This is a genomic window from Halomicrobium sp. IBSBa, from assembly GCF_017612575.1.
GTDB lineage: Archaea > Halobacteriota > Halobacteria > Halobacteriales > Haloarculaceae > Halomicrobium.
In genome coordinates, this window is sequence record NZ_JADPQC010000001.1 from 1,245,479 (window position 1) to 1,262,001 (window position 16,523).

General features: G+C 64.1%; 13 protein-coding genes. 3 read left to right on the forward strand and 10 right to left on the reverse strand.

What is annotated here, in order from left to right; all coding sequences use genetic code 11:
* The 8 genes from IL252_RS06395 to IL252_RS06430 all read right to left on the reverse strand — a co-directional run bounded on the left by IL252_RS06395 (position 1) and on the right by IL252_RS06430 (position 11,685).
* The gene (locus IL252_RS06395) at positions 1-429 is read right to left on the reverse strand and encodes a 30S ribosomal protein S12 (RefSeq protein WP_012808037.1); all 429 of its coding nucleotides are present in this window, start codon (positions 427-429) and stop codon (positions 1-3) included.
* A 221-nt stretch (positions 430-650) separates the two neighbouring features.
* Complete coding sequence (locus IL252_RS06400) at positions 651-1,076, reverse strand: NusA-like transcription termination signal-binding factor (protein ID WP_170092733.1); 426 nt, start codon at positions 1,074-1,076, stop codon at positions 651-653.
* The gene (rpoA2, locus tag IL252_RS06405; protein WP_153554588.1) at positions 1,076-2,263 is read right to left on the reverse strand and encodes a DNA-directed RNA polymerase subunit A''; all 1,188 of its coding nucleotides are present in this window, start codon (positions 2,261-2,263) and stop codon (positions 1,076-1,078) included. The genes IL252_RS06400 and rpoA2 overlap by 1 nt, the downstream gene beginning before the upstream one ends.
* Complete coding sequence (locus tag IL252_RS06410; RefSeq protein WP_153554589.1) at positions 2,263-5,181, reverse strand: DNA-directed RNA polymerase subunit A'; 2,919 nt, start codon at positions 5,179-5,181, stop codon at positions 2,263-2,265. The genes rpoA2 and IL252_RS06410 overlap by 1 nt, the downstream gene beginning before the upstream one ends.
* 2 nt (positions 5,182-5,183) lie before the next feature.
* A complete protein-coding gene (gene rpoB, locus IL252_RS06415; RefSeq protein ID WP_170092736.1) occupies positions 5,184-7,010 on the reverse strand; it encodes a DNA-directed RNA polymerase subunit B in 1,827 nt (608 codons plus the stop codon).
* 529 nt (positions 7,011-7,539) lie between these two features.
* On the reverse strand, positions 7,540-9,030 hold the full coding sequence (locus IL252_RS06420; protein WP_244256867.1) for a class I adenylate-forming enzyme family protein: 1,491 nt from the start codon (positions 9,028-9,030) through the stop codon (positions 7,540-7,542).
* A 205-nt stretch (positions 9,031-9,235) separates the two neighbouring features.
* Complete coding sequence (locus IL252_RS06425; protein ID WP_208627309.1) at positions 9,236-10,723, reverse strand: aminotransferase class V-fold PLP-dependent enzyme; 1,488 nt, start codon at positions 10,721-10,723, stop codon at positions 9,236-9,238.
* Between the two features lie 182 nt (positions 10,724-10,905).
* Positions 10,906-11,685: an alpha/beta fold hydrolase gene (locus tag IL252_RS06430; protein ID WP_208627310.1), complete on the reverse strand. Its 780-nt coding sequence runs from the start codon at positions 11,683-11,685 to the stop codon at positions 10,906-10,908.
* Between the two features lie 534 nt (positions 11,686-12,219).
* Between IL252_RS06430 and IL252_RS06435 the strand changes: the two genes are divergently transcribed.
* The 3 genes from IL252_RS06435 (at position 12,220) to IL252_RS06445 (ending at position 14,360) form a co-directional block, all read left to right on the forward strand.
* Complete coding sequence (locus tag IL252_RS06435) at positions 12,220-13,551, forward strand: phenylacetate--CoA ligase family protein (protein WP_244256871.1); 1,332 nt, start codon at positions 12,220-12,222, stop codon at positions 13,549-13,551.
* Positions 13,548-13,739, forward strand: coding sequence for a hypothetical protein (locus tag IL252_RS06440; protein ID WP_208627311.1), 192 nt, complete (start codon positions 13,548-13,550; stop codon positions 13,737-13,739). The genes IL252_RS06435 and IL252_RS06440 overlap by 4 nt, the downstream gene beginning before the upstream one ends.
* Positions 13,740-13,832: 93 nt before the next feature.
* Positions 13,833-14,360, forward strand: coding sequence for a chorismate pyruvate-lyase family protein (locus tag IL252_RS06445; protein WP_208627312.1), 528 nt, complete (start codon positions 13,833-13,835; stop codon positions 14,358-14,360).
* A 144-nt stretch (positions 14,361-14,504) separates the two neighbouring features.
* On the opposite strand, the gene IL252_RS06450 is transcribed toward IL252_RS06445, so the two are convergent.
* Together IL252_RS06450 and IL252_RS06455 are read right to left on the reverse strand one after the other, a co-directional pair.
* Positions 14,505-16,067, reverse strand: a complete 1,563-nt coding sequence (locus IL252_RS06450) for a DNA-directed RNA polymerase subunit B'' (RefSeq protein WP_018256663.1) — start codon at positions 16,065-16,067, stop codon at positions 14,505-14,507.
* Complete coding sequence (locus IL252_RS06455) at positions 16,067-16,294, reverse strand: DNA-directed RNA polymerase subunit H (protein ID WP_012808043.1); 228 nt, start codon at positions 16,292-16,294, stop codon at positions 16,067-16,069. The genes IL252_RS06450 and IL252_RS06455 overlap by 1 nt, the downstream gene beginning before the upstream one ends.
* Between the last annotated feature and the right edge of the window lie 229 nt (positions 16,295-16,523).

Consider the following 16,523-nt stretch of genomic DNA (forward strand, 5'->3'; position numbering starts at 1 on the left):
TTATCGCACCGGCTTCTCCGCGTTACCGCGAACCAGTTCGATGAGCGAGACGCCGTTGACCTTCTCGACCTTGTAGTTGACCCCAGAGATGTCACCCATGGCACGACCCTTCGCGCCACCGATGCCGGCGATCGTCACTTCGTCGTGTTCGTCGATGAAGGAGATCGCACCGTCGCCGGGACAGAACGCCGAGACCTGCTTGCCGTTCTTGATCAGCTGGACCCGGACACACTTCCGGATCGCGGAGTTGGGCTGTTTCGCTTCGATACCGATCTTCTCGAGCACGATCCCTCGACCCTGGGGCGCACCTTCAAGCGGGTCGGACTTCTGGCCCAGCCCGCGCTCGCGGCGCGCGTAGTCAGAGTCGGACCACCGGTGGTTCTGGCGGTCCTTCTTGAGTTTGCGTGCGGCGTATTTGCCGTTCGCCATATAGGCTTGCGTATCCCTCGGAGCTACTTAAGACTCCTCTTTCGTCGGCGCGAAACGGACGGAGAACGGGTGGTAGCGACTCGCACGCAGGCGGTAGAAGAGACGACGCGAGCGGTCGACCCTCGCGGCTTCGCTCCGGGTGCGTAGACGGTGCCAGCCGACAGCGTCGCCAGAAAGGGTCACGGCCGTCGAGACGTGCGTCGCCGGCCGAAACGTCGCGGCTACGTCAGTTCGATACCGTCCACGTCGAAGTGGCGTTTCGCGAGCCGGCGGGCGGCGTCGATGTTCTTCCCGTCGGCACCGATCGCGACGCCGCGGTCTTCCTGTGCGACCTCGACGTAGGCGATGGTGTCGTCGTTCTCCGAGATCGTCACGTTGTACACTGCGGCCGGCGCGAGCGTGTTCGCGACGAAGTTCGCAGCCGTGTCGGCGTCCTCGATCAGCTTGACCGCGCGGTCGAGTTTCGCCTCGATGCGGTCGACGACGACGCCGCCGGGACCGATCGCGTCGGCCATCTCGCCGGCCTTGACGACGTAGATCACGCGGTCGTTGTCGTCGTCGATCACGCAGTCCCGGACAGTCACGTCTGCCTCGGTCTCGAACAGCGCGATCAGCCGGCGCGCTTCGTCCGAGAGTTCGACGGGCATCAGTCCTGGCTCGCGCCCATCCGAAGGTCCACGTCGCCGGTGCCGAGCTGGACCGGCTTGCCGACGATCACGTTCTCGATGACGCCTTCGAGCACGTCGACCTCGCCGTGGATCGCGGCGTCGAGCAGGTGGTTGACCGTCACCTCGTAGGCCGCACGCGCGAGGACGCTCTCCTTGTTGCCCGAGATACCGTGGCGACCGATCGACTCGATCTCGCCGCGGTTGGTCATGATGTCGGCGACCAGCATCAGGTGCCGGATGTTCACGTCGTCGAGCCCCTGCTCTTCGAGCGTGTGCATCGTCTCGTTGATCAGCGTCTCGCGGGCCGCCTCGATGCCGAGGTTGCGGTAGATCTCGTGGATGTTGTTACACGTCGTCCGGGAGGCGTCGATCCCCTCGATCCCGAGCACGTCGCCGAAGGCCGACCCCTCGGTGTAGAGGACGAACTCCTCGCCCTCGTCGGTCTCTTCTTTCCGGATGACCACGCGGGAGATGTCCTCGATCCCCTTGAAGACGACCTCGCGAAGCTCTTCGACGAGCTGGAGGAGGTCGCGATACGACGGCTCGTCGGGGCCGAACTCGATCATCGTGCCGGCCTGGCGGGTCTGGACGCCCAGCTTCGACTCGATGGTCTCGGCGATCTCCTCGGCCACGTCCTCGACCTGGTCGACGGTGGGCCACCGCTCCATCAGCGTCTCCTCGTTGAGGTCGATCTGGACGAGCATGTCCGCGACGTTGGTCGAGATGTCACCCAGCGCGAGGATGCGCGTGGCCTCGATCTTCCAGACGACCTCGTGGGCCTTCTCCCGGTCGGTCGCGTACTCGTCGTCCAGGTGGACCGTCATCATCGGCGTGTCGGGCGTCTTCCGGGCGTCGACCAGCTCGATGAGCCGCGGCAGCCCCTGGGTCACGTCGATCTCTGCGACCCCGGCGTAGTGGAACGTGTTCATCGTCATCTGGGTGCCGGGCTCGCCGATCGACTGGGCCGAGACGGTCCCGACTGGGTCCAGCGGATCGACGCGCGTCTCCTGGTAGCGCGACTGGACGGCCTTGGCGATCTGGTCCGCCTCTTCGACGGTCACGTCGCGCTCTTCGATCGTACTGTACACGTCGTCTTTGAGCCGTCGTGGGAGGTCCGTATCCTCCACGATCGCTTCGATGTCGTCGGTTACGTTTGCTCGTGTCATCAGTCGTCACCCTCCGCCATCCACCAGTCGTCGGTGTGTTCCGACAGGTTGGTGGGTTCGGTGCGTTCACCGAGGAACTCGCTTTTGATGCTCTCGGACTCGAACTCGGCGTCGAGAACGCTGTCCGCGATCTCTTCGACGTCGACCGGCGTCTCCTCGTTCGAGGAGACCTGCACCGGCGAGGTGCCGTCCTCGCCGAACTCGAACTGGACGATGTTGTCCGAGGTGTCTCGGACAGTGCCGTCGTACTGGGCTTCGAGTTCCGAGAGCGCGTTGATCAGACGGCGCTGGAGGTAGCCGGACTTGGAGGTCCGGACTGCCGTGTCGACCAGCCCCTCGCGACCGCCCATCGCGTGGAAGAAGAACTCCTTGGGGTTGAGGCCGGAGCGATACGACGCCTCCACGAAGCCGTGGGCGTCCGAGGAGAGGTCGTCCTGCTTGAAGTGTGACAGGGTGCGGTCCTCGTAGCCGCGGTTGATCCGCTCGCCACGGACCGCCTGCTGGCCGACACAGCCGGCCATCTGGGTCAGGTTGAGCATCGACCCACGCGCGCCGGACTCGGCCATCACGACCGCCGGGTTGTCGTCGTCGAAGTGGTCCCCGGCGATGTCACCGGCGGAGTCACGGGCCTTGCCCAGCGTCTGCATGATCTTCATTTCGAGGGTCTCGTCGACCGTCCGACCGGGGAGCGACTCCAGTTCGCCCCGCTCGTAGGTCTCGATGAGCTCCTGGACGCGGTCGTAGGCGTTGTCGATTGCCTCGGTGATCTGGGCCTCCGCGGCCTCCGGGACGGACTCGTCGTCGATCCCGATCGAGAACCCGAAGTGCATGATCGAGCGCATCGCCAGCGCGGCGATCTCGTTGATGAAGATGCGCGCTCGGGTGTTGGAGTACTCCTTGGTGATGGTGTCGACGATCTCGCCGCCGAATCCACCGACTGCGCTGTCGTCGATGGTCCCCTCGACGAGCTGTCCGTCCTCGATGATCACGTCGTCGCCGGCCTCGCTGGTGAACGTCAGATCGAGGTCGTCGGGCAGCAGCTCCGAGAAGATGTCCCGACCCGTCCAGTAGGGCGTACCGTCGTCGTCGATCCCAGATTCGGGCGGGAGTTCGTCGATCCGGGTCGCACGCAGCAGGTCCAGCGCCTGGGTCTCGTTGAACTCCGGATTGGTGTGGGTCAGCAGGTAGGTTCCACTGATGTGGTCCTGGATCGCGCCGATGATGTTCTCACCGAAGCGCGGGCTGAGGATCTGTTCCTGGACGCGCATCAGCACGCGAGCCTCGGCACGGGCCTCCTCGTTCTGGAGGGCGTGCATGTTCATCTCGTCGCCGTCGAAGTCCGCGTTGTACGGCGGACACACCGTCGTGTTGAGCCGGAACGTCTTGTAGGGCATCACCACGACCTCGTGGGCCATGATGGACATCCGGTGCAGCGACGGCTGGCGGTTGAAGATGATGATGTCGCCGTCGATCATGTGACGGGACACTTCCCAGCCCGGTTCGACCTTCTCGGCCAGCTCCTCGCAGTTCTTCTCGGTGACCTTCAGTCGGCGGCCGTCGGGCCGCTTGACGTAGTTGGCACCGGGGTGGGCCTCGGGCCCGTTGGCGACGTAGCGACGAGCGTTGTCGAGGTTGCGCTCGTTGACGTTCATCGTCTGGGTCATCTCCTTGGCCACGCGGTCGGGGACGCCGACCTCGTTGAGCGAGAGCGTCGGGTCCGGGGAGATGACGGTCCGGGCCGAGAAGTTCACGCGCTTCCCGGACAGCGAGCCACGGAAGCGACCTTCCTTGCCCTTCAGGCGCTGGGAGAGGGTCTTCAGCGGCCGGCCAGAGCGGTGGCGGGCCGGCGGCGTGCCGCTGATCTCGTTGTCCATGAACGTGGTGACGTGGTACTGGAGCAGTTCCCAGAGGTCCTCGATGATCAGCTGGGGCGCGCCGGCCTCGCGGTTCTCCATGAACCGCTGGTTGATCCGGATGATGTCGACCAGCTTGTGGGTCAGGTCGTCCTCGGATCGCTGGCCGTTGTCCAGCGTGATCGACGGTCGCGCGGTGACCGGCGGCACGGGCAGGACGGTGAGGATCATCCACTCGGGGCGAGAACGGGCGGGCTTCATGCCCAGCACCTCGACGTCCTCGTCCGGGATGTCCTCGAACCAGTCCCGGATGTCGCTGGGCATCAGCTTGTTCTCGTCTTCCTCGGTGAGATCTACGTCCAGCGCCGACTCGATGGCCCGTCGGTCGTCCTGTCGAGGGCGGAATTCGCCGGAGATGATCTCTTGAACGCGGGAGGGGTCGATACCCGTCTCGTCGGCCAGCTCCGAGGGCGTGGTCCGTTCGCGGCCGGCCTCCTCGTCGGGCTCCATCGCGGCGACGATCCGCTGGGAGTACTCCGAGGAGAGCACGTCCTGGACCTCGTAGTAGGTCGTCGGCTTCTCGTGTTTGATGTCGTACTGGGGCTCGCCACAGAACGGACAGCGGTCCTTCTTGCGGGCTTGCCGGATCGCGGCCTTCGTCACGTCGTTGACGTCCTTGCCCAGCTCCTCGGATCGTTCGAGGCGGTCCTCGAACTCCTCGCGTTCGCGTTCGTCGAGACAGAGCCGCGAGCACTCCCGACAGGTCCCGCGCAGCAGGCGTCGGATGAGCTTGTTGAACCCGACGTGGATGACGGGCGCTGCGAGTTCGATGTGACCGAAGTGGCCGTTACACGACCCGCTGTGTTTGCCACAGGTCTTGCACTCGAGCCCCGGGTCGATCACGCCCAGACGCGGGTCCATCAGTCCCATGTCGATCGGGAACCCGTCGTCGTCGTAGGTGTCGGCCGTGATGACCTTCGTGGCGCTCATGTCGCGGTACTCCTCGGGATCCATCAGCCCGAAGCTAATGGAACTGATCGACTTGGGTGTCTGTTGTGCACTCATCGTTAGACTGCGTCTTCCAGTTCGATGCGCGGTGCGATTCCGAGCGCCTTCATCTCGTCGAGCAGGAGCTTGAACGCGTACGGCATCTCGACCTCGTGGATGTCGGTCTCTTCCTCACAGTTGGGACAGTAGATGCGGCGTTGCTCGACGTTCTCGACGGCGGTCATGCCACACTCGCCACAGATCTTGATCCACTCGCGGTCGGACTCGTCGAGGAGCCGTTCCTTGAGGACCATCGCCGCCCCGTGGCCGATCAGCACGTCCCGTTCCATGTGGCCCACGCGCAGGCCGCCCTCGCGAGCACGTCCTTCCGTCGGCTGACGGGTCAGCACCTGCACCGGCCCGCGTGAACGGGCGTGCAGCTTGTTCGAGACCATGTGGTACAGCTTCTGGTAGAAGATCGTCCCGACGAAGATCTCGGCTTCGACCTTCTCGCCGGTGACGCCGGAGTACATGACCTCCTTGCCGGAGGACTTGAATCCACGATCCTCCAGCGCGCCGCGCAGTTCCTCCTCGTCTTCGCCCGTGAAGGCGGTGCCGTCGACGCGCCGACCTTCGAGTGCGCCGACTTTCCCGCCCAGCATCTCCAGTACGTGGCCGACCGTCATCCGCGACGGCAGGGCGTGTGGGTTGAGGATGAGGTCGGGCACGACGCCGTCCTCGGTGAAGGGCATGTCCTCCTGGGGAGCCAGGTGACCGACGACGCCCTTCTGTCCGTGCCGGGAGGCGAACTTGTCCCCGAGCTCGGGGATCCGCTCGTCACGCACGGAGACCTTCGAGAGCTTCGAGCCGTCCTCGCCTTCCATCAGCGTGACCGTGTCGACGACCCCGCTCTCGCCAGAGCGCATCGTGACGCTCGTTTCGCGGCGCTTCTGGGGGCTGAGACCGCCCATGTCGTCTGGCTCTTCGAGGAACCGCGGCGGCGAGGTCTTGCCCAGCAGGACCTCGTTTTCCTCGACGTTGGTCTCGGGGTTGACCAGCCCGTCCTCGTCGAGGTGCGTGTACGCCTCCTCGCCGCGTGCGCCTCGCACCTCGTCGTCGGGGATCTCGAAGCGGTCCTCCTGACCGCCGGGGTAGCGCCGTTCCTCGCCCTCGTAGGTCCGGAAGAAGTGCGAGCGAGCGAGCGCACGCTCGACGGAGCCCTCGTTCATGACCAGGGCGTCCTCGATGTTGAACCCCTCGTAGCTCATCACGGCGACCGTGAAGTTCTGAGCCGCCGGGCGGTCGTCGTAGCCGATCTGTTCCGTGGTCTGGGTCTTGACCATCGACAGCTGCGGGTAGTGCAGCAGGTGCTGGCGCGTGTCCGGGCGAATCCGGTAGTTCGCGCTCGGCAGCCCCAGCGACTGCTTGATCATCCCCGACCCCATCGTAATCCGGGGCGAGGCGTTGTGTTCCGGATACGGGATCATCCCGGCACCGATCCCGAACATCAGCTGTGGGTCCACTTCGAGGTGGGTGTGGTCCTCGGTCACGTCCTCCTCGCTGACGGCCACGAGGATGTCTTCCTCTTCTTCGGCGTCGATGAACTCGACGACGCCGCGTTCGACCAGTTCTTCGAAGCCCAGTTCACCGTCTTTGACCTGCTGGACCTCCGATTCCGTGATCAGTGGTTCGCCGTCCTCGACGACCAGCAGCGGGCGACGGGCCCGGCCGGCGTCGGCGTTGACGATGACTTCGTCCGTCCGATCCTTGACGGAGACGTTGACCATCTCCGAGACGTCCCCGCGTCGGCGGGCCTGTCGGATCTGATCTGCGAGCTGTTCGGGGTCGGGATGTGTCCCGACCAGACTGCCGTTGACGTACACTTTGGCGTCGCGTCCCTGACTCATAGTTTATGTTGTCCGCTGACTGCTCGACTGATGCGATCCCTGTGGACGTTCGGCCACCCAGAGCGGCGAATTCCCGTCCGCCACCCCGCCCGGGGCCAAGCCGGTGCCAAGACACGGCTGGCCACGAGTCGTGCCGCTCACGGCACGGGTTCCGGGGCGAATACTGGCGGACCCCTCGGGCGAGGCTGCCCGGGGGACCCCGACGACGACCGGACCGGTCGCGTCGCGACCCGCTTCGGGTCCGCGGTGAGTTCCGCCTACCATGGGTGTTGGCGTACCGCAGTGGAGAAAGTTTCTGTCACGATATACTACAGTTGGATAGACTAGCGACGCCCTTAACCCTTATCAAATCGGCCGAAGCGGATTCCTCGACCTCCGTGAGAGCGGCCGGAGCTGGCGCAGCGTCCACCCCCGAATTAGTGGGGAGGTCGGACGTGGTTTCGGTGCCGCTGCGACGGGCCGTGATCGATCGCAGCGCCGCGACAGCCGGTCGGTACTTCAGCGAACGGGTGGCCGGCGGCGATCCGCGTTACGTTTCGACCGCCTCGATTACCTCAAGCGAAGTGACGAACTCGAACTCGCGGGGTCGCTTGTAGTCCTCCAGCGTGTCGTTCTCGACGCAGTGCTGCTCGAGTTCGTCGGCCGTGACATCCGTGTCGGCCACGACGTAGGCTTTCGGGACCTCGCCCCACTCGTCGTGATCGATCCCGACGACGGTCGTCTCTTCGACGGCCGAGTGTGCGGCCAGCACCGCCTCGACGTTCTTTGGGTAGATGTTGTCGCCCCCGAACTTGATGCGATCGTGAAGGCGACCGGTGACGGCGTAGTGCCCGTCGTCCGTCTCGACGCAGGCGTCTCCGGTAAAGTACCACTCGCCCTGGAAGGCGTCCTCGGTTCCCTCGTAGTTGTGGAGGTAGCGGTCGAACGCGCCGGCCGTATCCCGGCGGACGATCAGTTCACCCTCCTCGCCCGGTTCGACTGTGGCCGTCGGATCCAGGGAGTCGATCTCGACGATGCGCATGGCGTCGGTCGGCGTCGCGTACCCGAACAGCCGCTGGTCGTCGCGGTCCCGGAGGTTGACCTTGGTGTACGGCGGGAAGATTTCGGTCATACCGTACGTGTTGTAGAGGTACTCCGGGTCGATCACCCGCTTGATCGCCGCGAAGAGTTCGTCGCCCATTGGCGCGGCGGCCGAGGCGACAGTCTCGACCGACGCGAACGTCGCGGGATCGGCCGCCGTCTCTCCAGTCTCGTCGTCGAGTCCCACGAGCTTCTTGAGGATCGGGGGCGCCTCGTGGATGAGCGTGACCCCTTCACGGGCGATCACCTCGCCGGCCTCGTCGACGTGGCTGTGCTGTAACAGGACGTACGTACCACCCGTCGCGAACGTCGACAGGAGGTTGCCGTGGAAGGCGATCGTGTGATACAGCGGGATCGTCCCGAGGACGGTCTCCGCGTCGAATTTGTCCTGACTATGGACGTTCAACAGCGCGCGGTCGACGCCACTGCGGTGGGAGATTTCGATTCCCTTCGGGTCACCCGTCGTCCCCGAAGTGTACTGGACGACGCTGGGATCGTCCGGTCGGGCCGGCGACGGGACCTCGTCGCTCGTCTCCCGGCGGAGCACGTCACAGGGTTCCACGCCGTTGGCCAGAATGTCGGCCGTCGTGACCAGCGCGCCGAACTCGAGATCCTCTCTGCGGTCGAGGACCTGCTCGGCGATCTGCTCGCCGAAGACGAGCATCGACAGATCGGCGTCGGCGACGAAATGCTCGAGTTTCTCGTCGCTGACGCGGTAATCGAAGGGGACGGCAACGGCACCGACGTGCTGGACCGCGAGCAGAACGAAGACGTGTTCGGGCGTGTTCGAAAGCGCCGTCCCGACCCGATCACCCCGCTCGATGCCGAACGCCCGGAGGCCAGCGGCGAACTCCTCGACGCGCGTTTCGACTTCGGCGTAGCTGAATCGTCGGTCAGTGATCGGATCGACCAGTGCCGTCCGGTCAGGTGTCCGATTCACCGCATTCGCCAACAAATCAGGGACAGTCCACATCGTTTCGCGGCTTCCTCCCTATAATATAAATATCCACCGACATCTATCCTCCGGATTTCGGTTCGCTCAGAGAACGCGAGCGGGAAATTACGGCAGCAGGTCTTAGCTGTCGAACTCGCGCCACCGCACGTCGGAGACGCCTCTGCTCGTCCCGCGACGGGGCCGACAGTCATCACGCGGACACGTCCGAGACGGCCCGTTCGATCTCTGCGAGACACTCGGCTACGTGTTCCCGATGGGTCCTGAAACCCAAGATGCAGATCCGGAGCGCGAAGACACCGTCCAGGATAGTCCCGGAGAGGTGGACCCGCTGTCTGGCGTTGACAGTTTCGAGGACCGTCCTGTTGAGGTCATCGAGCGCCGCGTCGTCGACACCCGGCGGCTCGACTCGGAAGGCGACGGTAGACAGCTGGGGTTCGTCGACCAGCGTCACGTCGTCGAGGTCACGGAGGTACTTGGCCGCCGATTCGGCGAGTGAGAGCTTCTCCGCGAGCGTCTCCCGGAAAGCGTCGACGCCGTGCATCTTGAGAGGGAGCCAAACGCGGAGACCGCGGAAGTCCCTGGACTGCTCGGGGCCGAGCCGGCTGAAATCCACCGTCCCCGAGGTCGGCTCCCAGTCGGGCAAGTAGTCGGCAGAGGTAGCGTGCGTCCGAGCCAGCGCCGTCCCGTCCCTGACCAGGAGCGCTCCGGTCCCGTACGGCAGGAACAGTCCCTTGTGGGGGTCGATCGTGATCGAGTCACAGCGGTCCAGCCCGGAGAGGCGCTCCCGGCCGGTCTCCGTGAGCGCGAAGAACCCGCCGTAGGCGGCGTCGGCGTGCAGCCAGAGGTCGGCTCGTGCGCAGTAATCGGCGAGTGCGTCCAGGTCGTCGACGGCACCGGTGTTCGTACTGCCCGCGGTCCCGACGACGAGGAACGGTTCGGCGCCCGCCTCGCGGTCCGACCGGACCTGGGCCGCGAGGGCGTCGACGTCGATGCGATACCGGTCGTCGGTCGGGACCGAGCGGACGTTCTCCTCCCGGAAGCCCGCCAGGGTCGCGGCTTTAGTGACCGAGTGGTGGGACTGGTCGCTCGTGTAGACGATACCGTCGAGGAAGTCATCACCGAGACGCTCCTGTCGGGCGGTGATGGTGGCGATGAGATTCGCCATGGACCCGCCGCTGGTGAGGAGGCCGAACGAGTCCTCCGGGTAGCCCATTATCTCGCAGAACCACCTGATCACCGTCGACTCGATGGCAACCAGGGCAGGTGCCTCGAACCAGGTCCCGACGTACCGGTTCGTCGCGTTCGCGATGAAGTCGGCTACTGCGGCATGATAGAGGCCGCCACCGGGGACGTACGCCATGAACTTCGGGTGGGGGTTAGCGGCGGAGTGCGCGATGGCATCCTCGAAGAGCGTCGTAAGCAGTTCCCCGAAGGGCGTCGGCCCCTCAGGGAGTGGTTCGCGGAGCGTTTCGGCGTGCTCCCTGGCGCCGTTGAGCTTGACCACCGGTTCCTCCGGAAGCTGCTCGAGGTGGTCCAGAACCCGTTGAGTGCTCTCCCGGATGAGTTCCCGTTTCCGCTCGCGAGAGAGTTCCAGTGGCCGGTCAGAGTCACCATCACCCAATCGGTCGGCCAGCTCCTGCCATCTAGCTTTCTCGAAATTATTGTCGGAATCAACCATTAATACACCGTTCCGATTCGATCTCAAAATGATTGTCGGTTTTGTATAGTTGACATATTGTTCGAACTGAAGCGAGTGAACAGTCGCCCGTCTCATGGCGGCCTCGGGAGACGGGGAACGGACACGTCACTGTCCGGCGACGATAGGTCGAAGACGGTCGAGATTCCGAGATCGAGAGTCCCTCAGTCATCGTCGAGGAACCTCCGGACCTCGTCGGCGACCTGTTCCGGCGCCCGCGAGAGGCCATTGTGACCGATGCCATCGAGTTCGACGCATGTGTGCCCGACGAGCGCATCCGCGAGCGCGGCCGCCCCCTCGCGCAGGTGCCGTGGCGACTCCCCGCCCCGGAGGAGCAGCGTCGGTGCCGAGACCTCGATGGCGTCGTCTAGCTCGTAGCTCTCGATCGCCCAGTTCTCCCGGACGATCGTCTCTGCAAGCCGAGTACACTCCGGCCAGATCGGCCACTCTTCGACGTTCGTCGCGGAATCGAGGGTACCCAGGAACTCCTTGACGGCCGCCTCGCGCTCGCCGTCCTCGACCAGGGCTGCCATCCGGTCGGCAAGGTCAGCCTCGACCCTGAACTCATCCGTCAGCACCGTCGGATCGTACAAGATCAGCCGATCGACCGAACGCTGCCGGGCCGCTTCAAGCGCACAGAGGCCACCGAACGAATGCCCGAAAACGGCGGGATCGCCTTCGACGGCGTCGATTATCGCCGTGAGATCAGCCACCTCCGTGGCGAGGGAGTGTGCGTCGGCGTCACCGCTCGCTCCCCGTCCCCGTCGATCCGGGACAACGATCGAGCGGTCCTCACCCAACCGCGGCCGGAGCCGGTCCCAAGTGTGTCGCGTCGCCATCGACCCGTGTACGAGGATGATGGGATCGCCACCGCCCTGGTACTCGTAGCCGATTTCGGTGCCGTCCGCGGCAGTGACTGCATGCATCGACGTCGTGTCCGACATTTCCGTCTGTCAGTGAGTCTGTCCGGGTGACGTTTGTTTCGATTCTGTTTTCGTTCGTATTGATTCCCGGAGTCACGTTACGAACCGCCCTGGGATCGACAGTTCCGCTGCCACAGCCATTTTCACGATTGACGGGTCGCCCTCGACCCCGAAACCAGAGAATTGCGGCAACAAAACTCGAACCGACAACAAACGCGGTGTTTGCTTGCAGGTGTTTCGCCAAGGTCCACGGGAAGGAGTTGTCGACGACGCCGTGTTCCCAGTGATAGATCGCGTTCACCGATCAACGCTTGTTCCAGACACACCTTCTATTTCAGAGGGGCCAAACGCGGATATCGAAACAGCGTCGAACGCCTCGGTCGAGTAGTGATCCGATGTCTCCCTCGGTTCACAAACCGTTTCCGCAGCGGCCGAGCAACGGCAGCTGACGACTGACTCCCGCCTTCCATTTTCGCACGAACGTAGCGTTATCTAAACGCCGATACATACCGTTAATATAAAAAGCTCGCCTTGATAACTTAGTGCCACTAAAGGATGTCTGAAGCTACCGACATGTGGAACCCGCTCTTCGAGACGATGGACTCGGAGGAGCTACGGGCGTACCAGCTCGAGCGATTCCGGGACGTCGTCCGTCATGTGAAAGAACACTCCCCGTTCTATGCTGAGAAGTTCTCCGACGTGGATCCCGACGCGATCACGTCGCTCGCCGACGTCCGGGAACTCCCGCTGACGACGAAGGCAGAACTCCGCAAGGCACAGGCGGGCGAGGATCTCTACGGGGAGGTCCTCACCGCCGACAGGGAGTCGATCGTTTCCTACCACCAGACGTCTGGTACGACCGGCCAGCCCGTCCGTCAAGCCGACTCGATGGCCGACTGGGAGTGGTGGATCGACTGCTGGGCGACCGTCCTGTGGGCCAACGGCGTTCGCGCCGAAGATAGAGTGTTCTTCCCGTTCTCGTACAACGTCTTTCTCGCCTTCTGGGCGGCCCACGACGCAGCCGAGCGCATCGGTGCCGAGGTCGTCCCGGGTGGCGGGATGTCCTCGAGTCAGCGTGTCCAGAAGATCGAGGAACTCGAACCGACGGTCGTCGCGACCACGCCGACCTACGCATTCCGGCTGGCCGAGGTCGCAGACGAAGAGGGCATCGACCTCGCGGCGTCGTCCGTCGAGACCGTGATCTGTGCCGGCGAGCCCGGGGCGAGCGTCTCCAGCACGAAAGCAGAGATCGAGCGGCTCTGGGGCGCTGACGTCTACGATCACGCCGGTGCCACCGAAGCAGGTGCGTGGGGCTTCTCCTGTGAGGGCACCGATCTTGGGCTGCACCTCAACGAGAAACAGTTCCTGATAGAGGTGCTGGACGAGAATGACGAACCGGTCGAGCCCGGCGAGGTCGGCCGCGTCGTCGTCACACCGCTGCACCGGTTCGCCCAGCCCTACGTCAGGTTCGACCTCAAAGATCGCGTGCGACTGACCGAGCGCGGCGCGTGTGAGTGTGGCCGGACGTTCCGACTAACGGATGGCGGCGTACTGGGGCGGGACGACGACTTCAAGACGATCAACGGGATGCTGTTCACGCCCCGGGCCGCCGAGGACATCGTCCACGGGTACGACGACGTCACGAACGAGTTTCGCGTCCGGATCGACGACCACCCGACCAAGGAACTCGAGGTCCTCGAACTGGCCGTCGAGGCCGACACCGAGGACACCGACGCGATCGAGTCCGAGGTCCGGAAACGGATGCGCCAGCAGGCCAACATCAACCCCGCGGTGAAAGTCCTCGAACCTGGAGAACTCACACGGAACGAACTCAAGAGCGACCGCGTCGTGGACAATCGCAGCCGGAAAAACGAACTCGAAGCATGAGCCAGCAAGCGCCCGACACTACAGAAGACGTGACCGAACAGATCCGAACGCATATGGCGATCATCAGCGAGGAAACGGCCGAACTGCAGGCCGTCCTCGAGGAGTGTGAGAACCCTGCACTCGAACGGAACGCAGCGCAACTCGAGCGGCTCGTGACGGTCCTCGAGACGAATCTGCCGCCGCGCTGACCGACCGTCTCGACGGCGGCCGGACGAACAGCGACTGGCCTGATCGACTCGCACAGCACGTCCCGAACGCAGCAACCGGTAGCCAATTCAACAATGAGAGACAACGGCGTTGCACTTCCGCCAGTATGTAGACGATACGATATAGCTGAAGAGTCACTGTCCCCCGTCGACCGGATCATCCTGACGAGCGACGGGACCGTCATGCGAACGCTGGAAGCGTTGACCAGAAAGCGTATCGTCGTGAATATCCGCAAGCGGACCGTCGAGGACGACGTCCTCGCCCGGAAGATCGTCCTCCACTCGCCCGACGAGGAGGATTTCCCCTTGGCGTGGGCGGAGTCGTGGGTCTACCTCTCGCGACTCAACCCCGAGTACGCCCGGGGGCTTCGGAACGGGTCGATCGGCATCGGAGAACTCGTCCGCAACAATCGCCTCGAAACGTTCCGCGAAATCAACGAGATCGACGATCAAGTGCCGCCCGAGGAGACGCCGACATTCGTCGAGACGGACACGCCTGTGATGCAGCGGACCTACGACATCTACTGCCAGGACAAACAGGCAATCACCATCACCGAGTACTTCCGCCGGGGACTCAAGGCGTTCGCCGAAATCGACCGCTAGTCCCCCGCGGCACGCCGCAGGGGACGGTATCGGCTCTCGTACCCCTCTGCAGACAGCTGTGCTATTGCAGTCAACTAGCACCAGAAGGAGGGTCGGTTAGCGACGCGTCCCCCTCTTGTGACCGATCGCCGGGGTCGTGCCGCGTCAGTCGTCCGCTGGCTGCTCGATTCGCTCGATCCCGGGGATCCCCTGGACCCCCATGTCGGCGAGTTCCTGTTTGAGATCCTGTTCGTCTTCGACGTTCTGCGAGAGTTCCATCGCCTGCGCGAAGTTCTTCACCAGACCACAGTTGGGTCCTTCGGGGGTCTCGGACGGACAGATCCGGCCCCACTGGGTCGCGTGCAGGTCACGCGCCTCGAAGTGGGGCTGGCTCCGAGAGAGCGGCGAACGGAGACGCCGCAGGTGAGAGAGCACGCCCATGTAGTCGGTCCGGTCGACCAGCTGGCTCACGCCCGAGCGGCCGCCGACCCAGTTGCCCGTCGCGATCGGGTGTTCGAGCCGTTCGGTCAGCACGTCCGACCGGACGACCGTCGACACCGAGAGCTGGCGGTTGCGCATGTTCGCCCGTTCGAGCTGGTACTTCACGTCGCGTGCCAGCTTGTTCAGCGCGGTCCGGAACAGGTCTTTCATCAGGTCGCCGCTGACCTTCAGGCGCTTGTTGGAGTAGTGGTCTTTGTCGTCCGCGTCGCGTCGACCGAGCGCGAGTTCGAAGCAGGCTTCCGCCATCCGGCAGAGGTAGAAGGCCTTGTTGATGCGCACGTCCTCCTCGTCGACGCCCTCCTCGTGGAGGTGCGGGAGGAGATAGCGGTCGATGACGTAGTTGGCTCGCTTGAGCTGGTAGTTCTTGCCCTGACCGGAGGCGACGCGCTCCCCGAGGGTCTCGATCGCGCCCTCGGTGGTCTGGACGTCGGCGGCCTCCAGGTTCTCCAGCATGAACTTCACGATCTCCGGGTCGTCGCTGACGCGGTGGACGATCTCCTCGTCGGACTCCAGGCCCAGCGCACGCACGAGGGTCACGAAGTTGATCGAGCCCGAGACGCTCGGGAAGGAGACTTCGAGGATACCGTCTCGCGTTCGTTCACAGAGGACCAGCGCGCGGTAGCCACGGCGCTGGGAGAAGGTCTTGGCGACCTGCACGTCGTCGCCGTACTTGGTGTCGTGTTCCGCGAGGATCTTGTTGGGCGCGAGGTCCTCGCTGGTCATCAGCACGCGTTCCGAGCCGTTGACACAGAAGTACCCACCGGGGTCGGCCGGGTCTTCTCCGATGTCGATCAGCTCCTCGTCGGTGAAGCCGTCGATGTTGCACTTGTTCGAGCCGACCATGATCGGCATGCGGCCGATCTTGGTCTCGGTCTGGTCGACGACGACTTCCTCTTCCTCGTCGCCGCCACGGACGATCGCCATCTCCATGAAGACCGGCGCGGAGTAGGTGATGTTTCGCAGCCGGGCCTCCTGTGGATAGAGCAGTTCCTCGCTGCCGTCGGCCTCGCGGACGCGGGGCGTGACGACGCGTACGTCGCCCAGTTCGACGAAGACCGGCTCCTGGCCCTCCTTGTCGCCGATGTCGGTCTCGATCGTCTCCTTCTCGTCGACGACCTGCTGCATGCCCCGGTCGAGGAAGGAGTTGAACGATCGGAAGTGATGCTCCGCCAGACGCTCCCGCGAGAAGTACTCCCGAGAGATCGCACGTCGGTCGTTGACGTCCATCAGGACACCACCAGTCGGTACACGACTGCCTGATCGGTCGTTCGCGAATTACGGACGATCTTGATCACGTCGCCGACTTCGGCCTCGTCGGGGGTGGCCGGGTCGGTGCGCTTGATCTTCGGCAGGTCCGTCTTTTTGATGTTGTACTCCTCGAGCACGTCGTCGAGAACGTCCTCGTCGACGATGCTGTGGTCTGGAACGAGTTCGTGTTGGCTTACGTCTACCATGTGTGTTGTTGCCGGCGAGTGGAGAAGGTGGCTGTCACGAGATACTACAGGTCGTTATTAGCGGAACGCATTTAACCCTTGCCAAGTCCGTCTGCAGTAGCTATCCGATACCGGACCGGCCGTCGCGTCACCTCACACTATGCGAACGACCTTCATAGTCGTTTGGGTCCGGGAAAGGACGGACAGCTCCGGACGGGAGACGGCGACAGACGAGCGTTTGGGCGGTCTC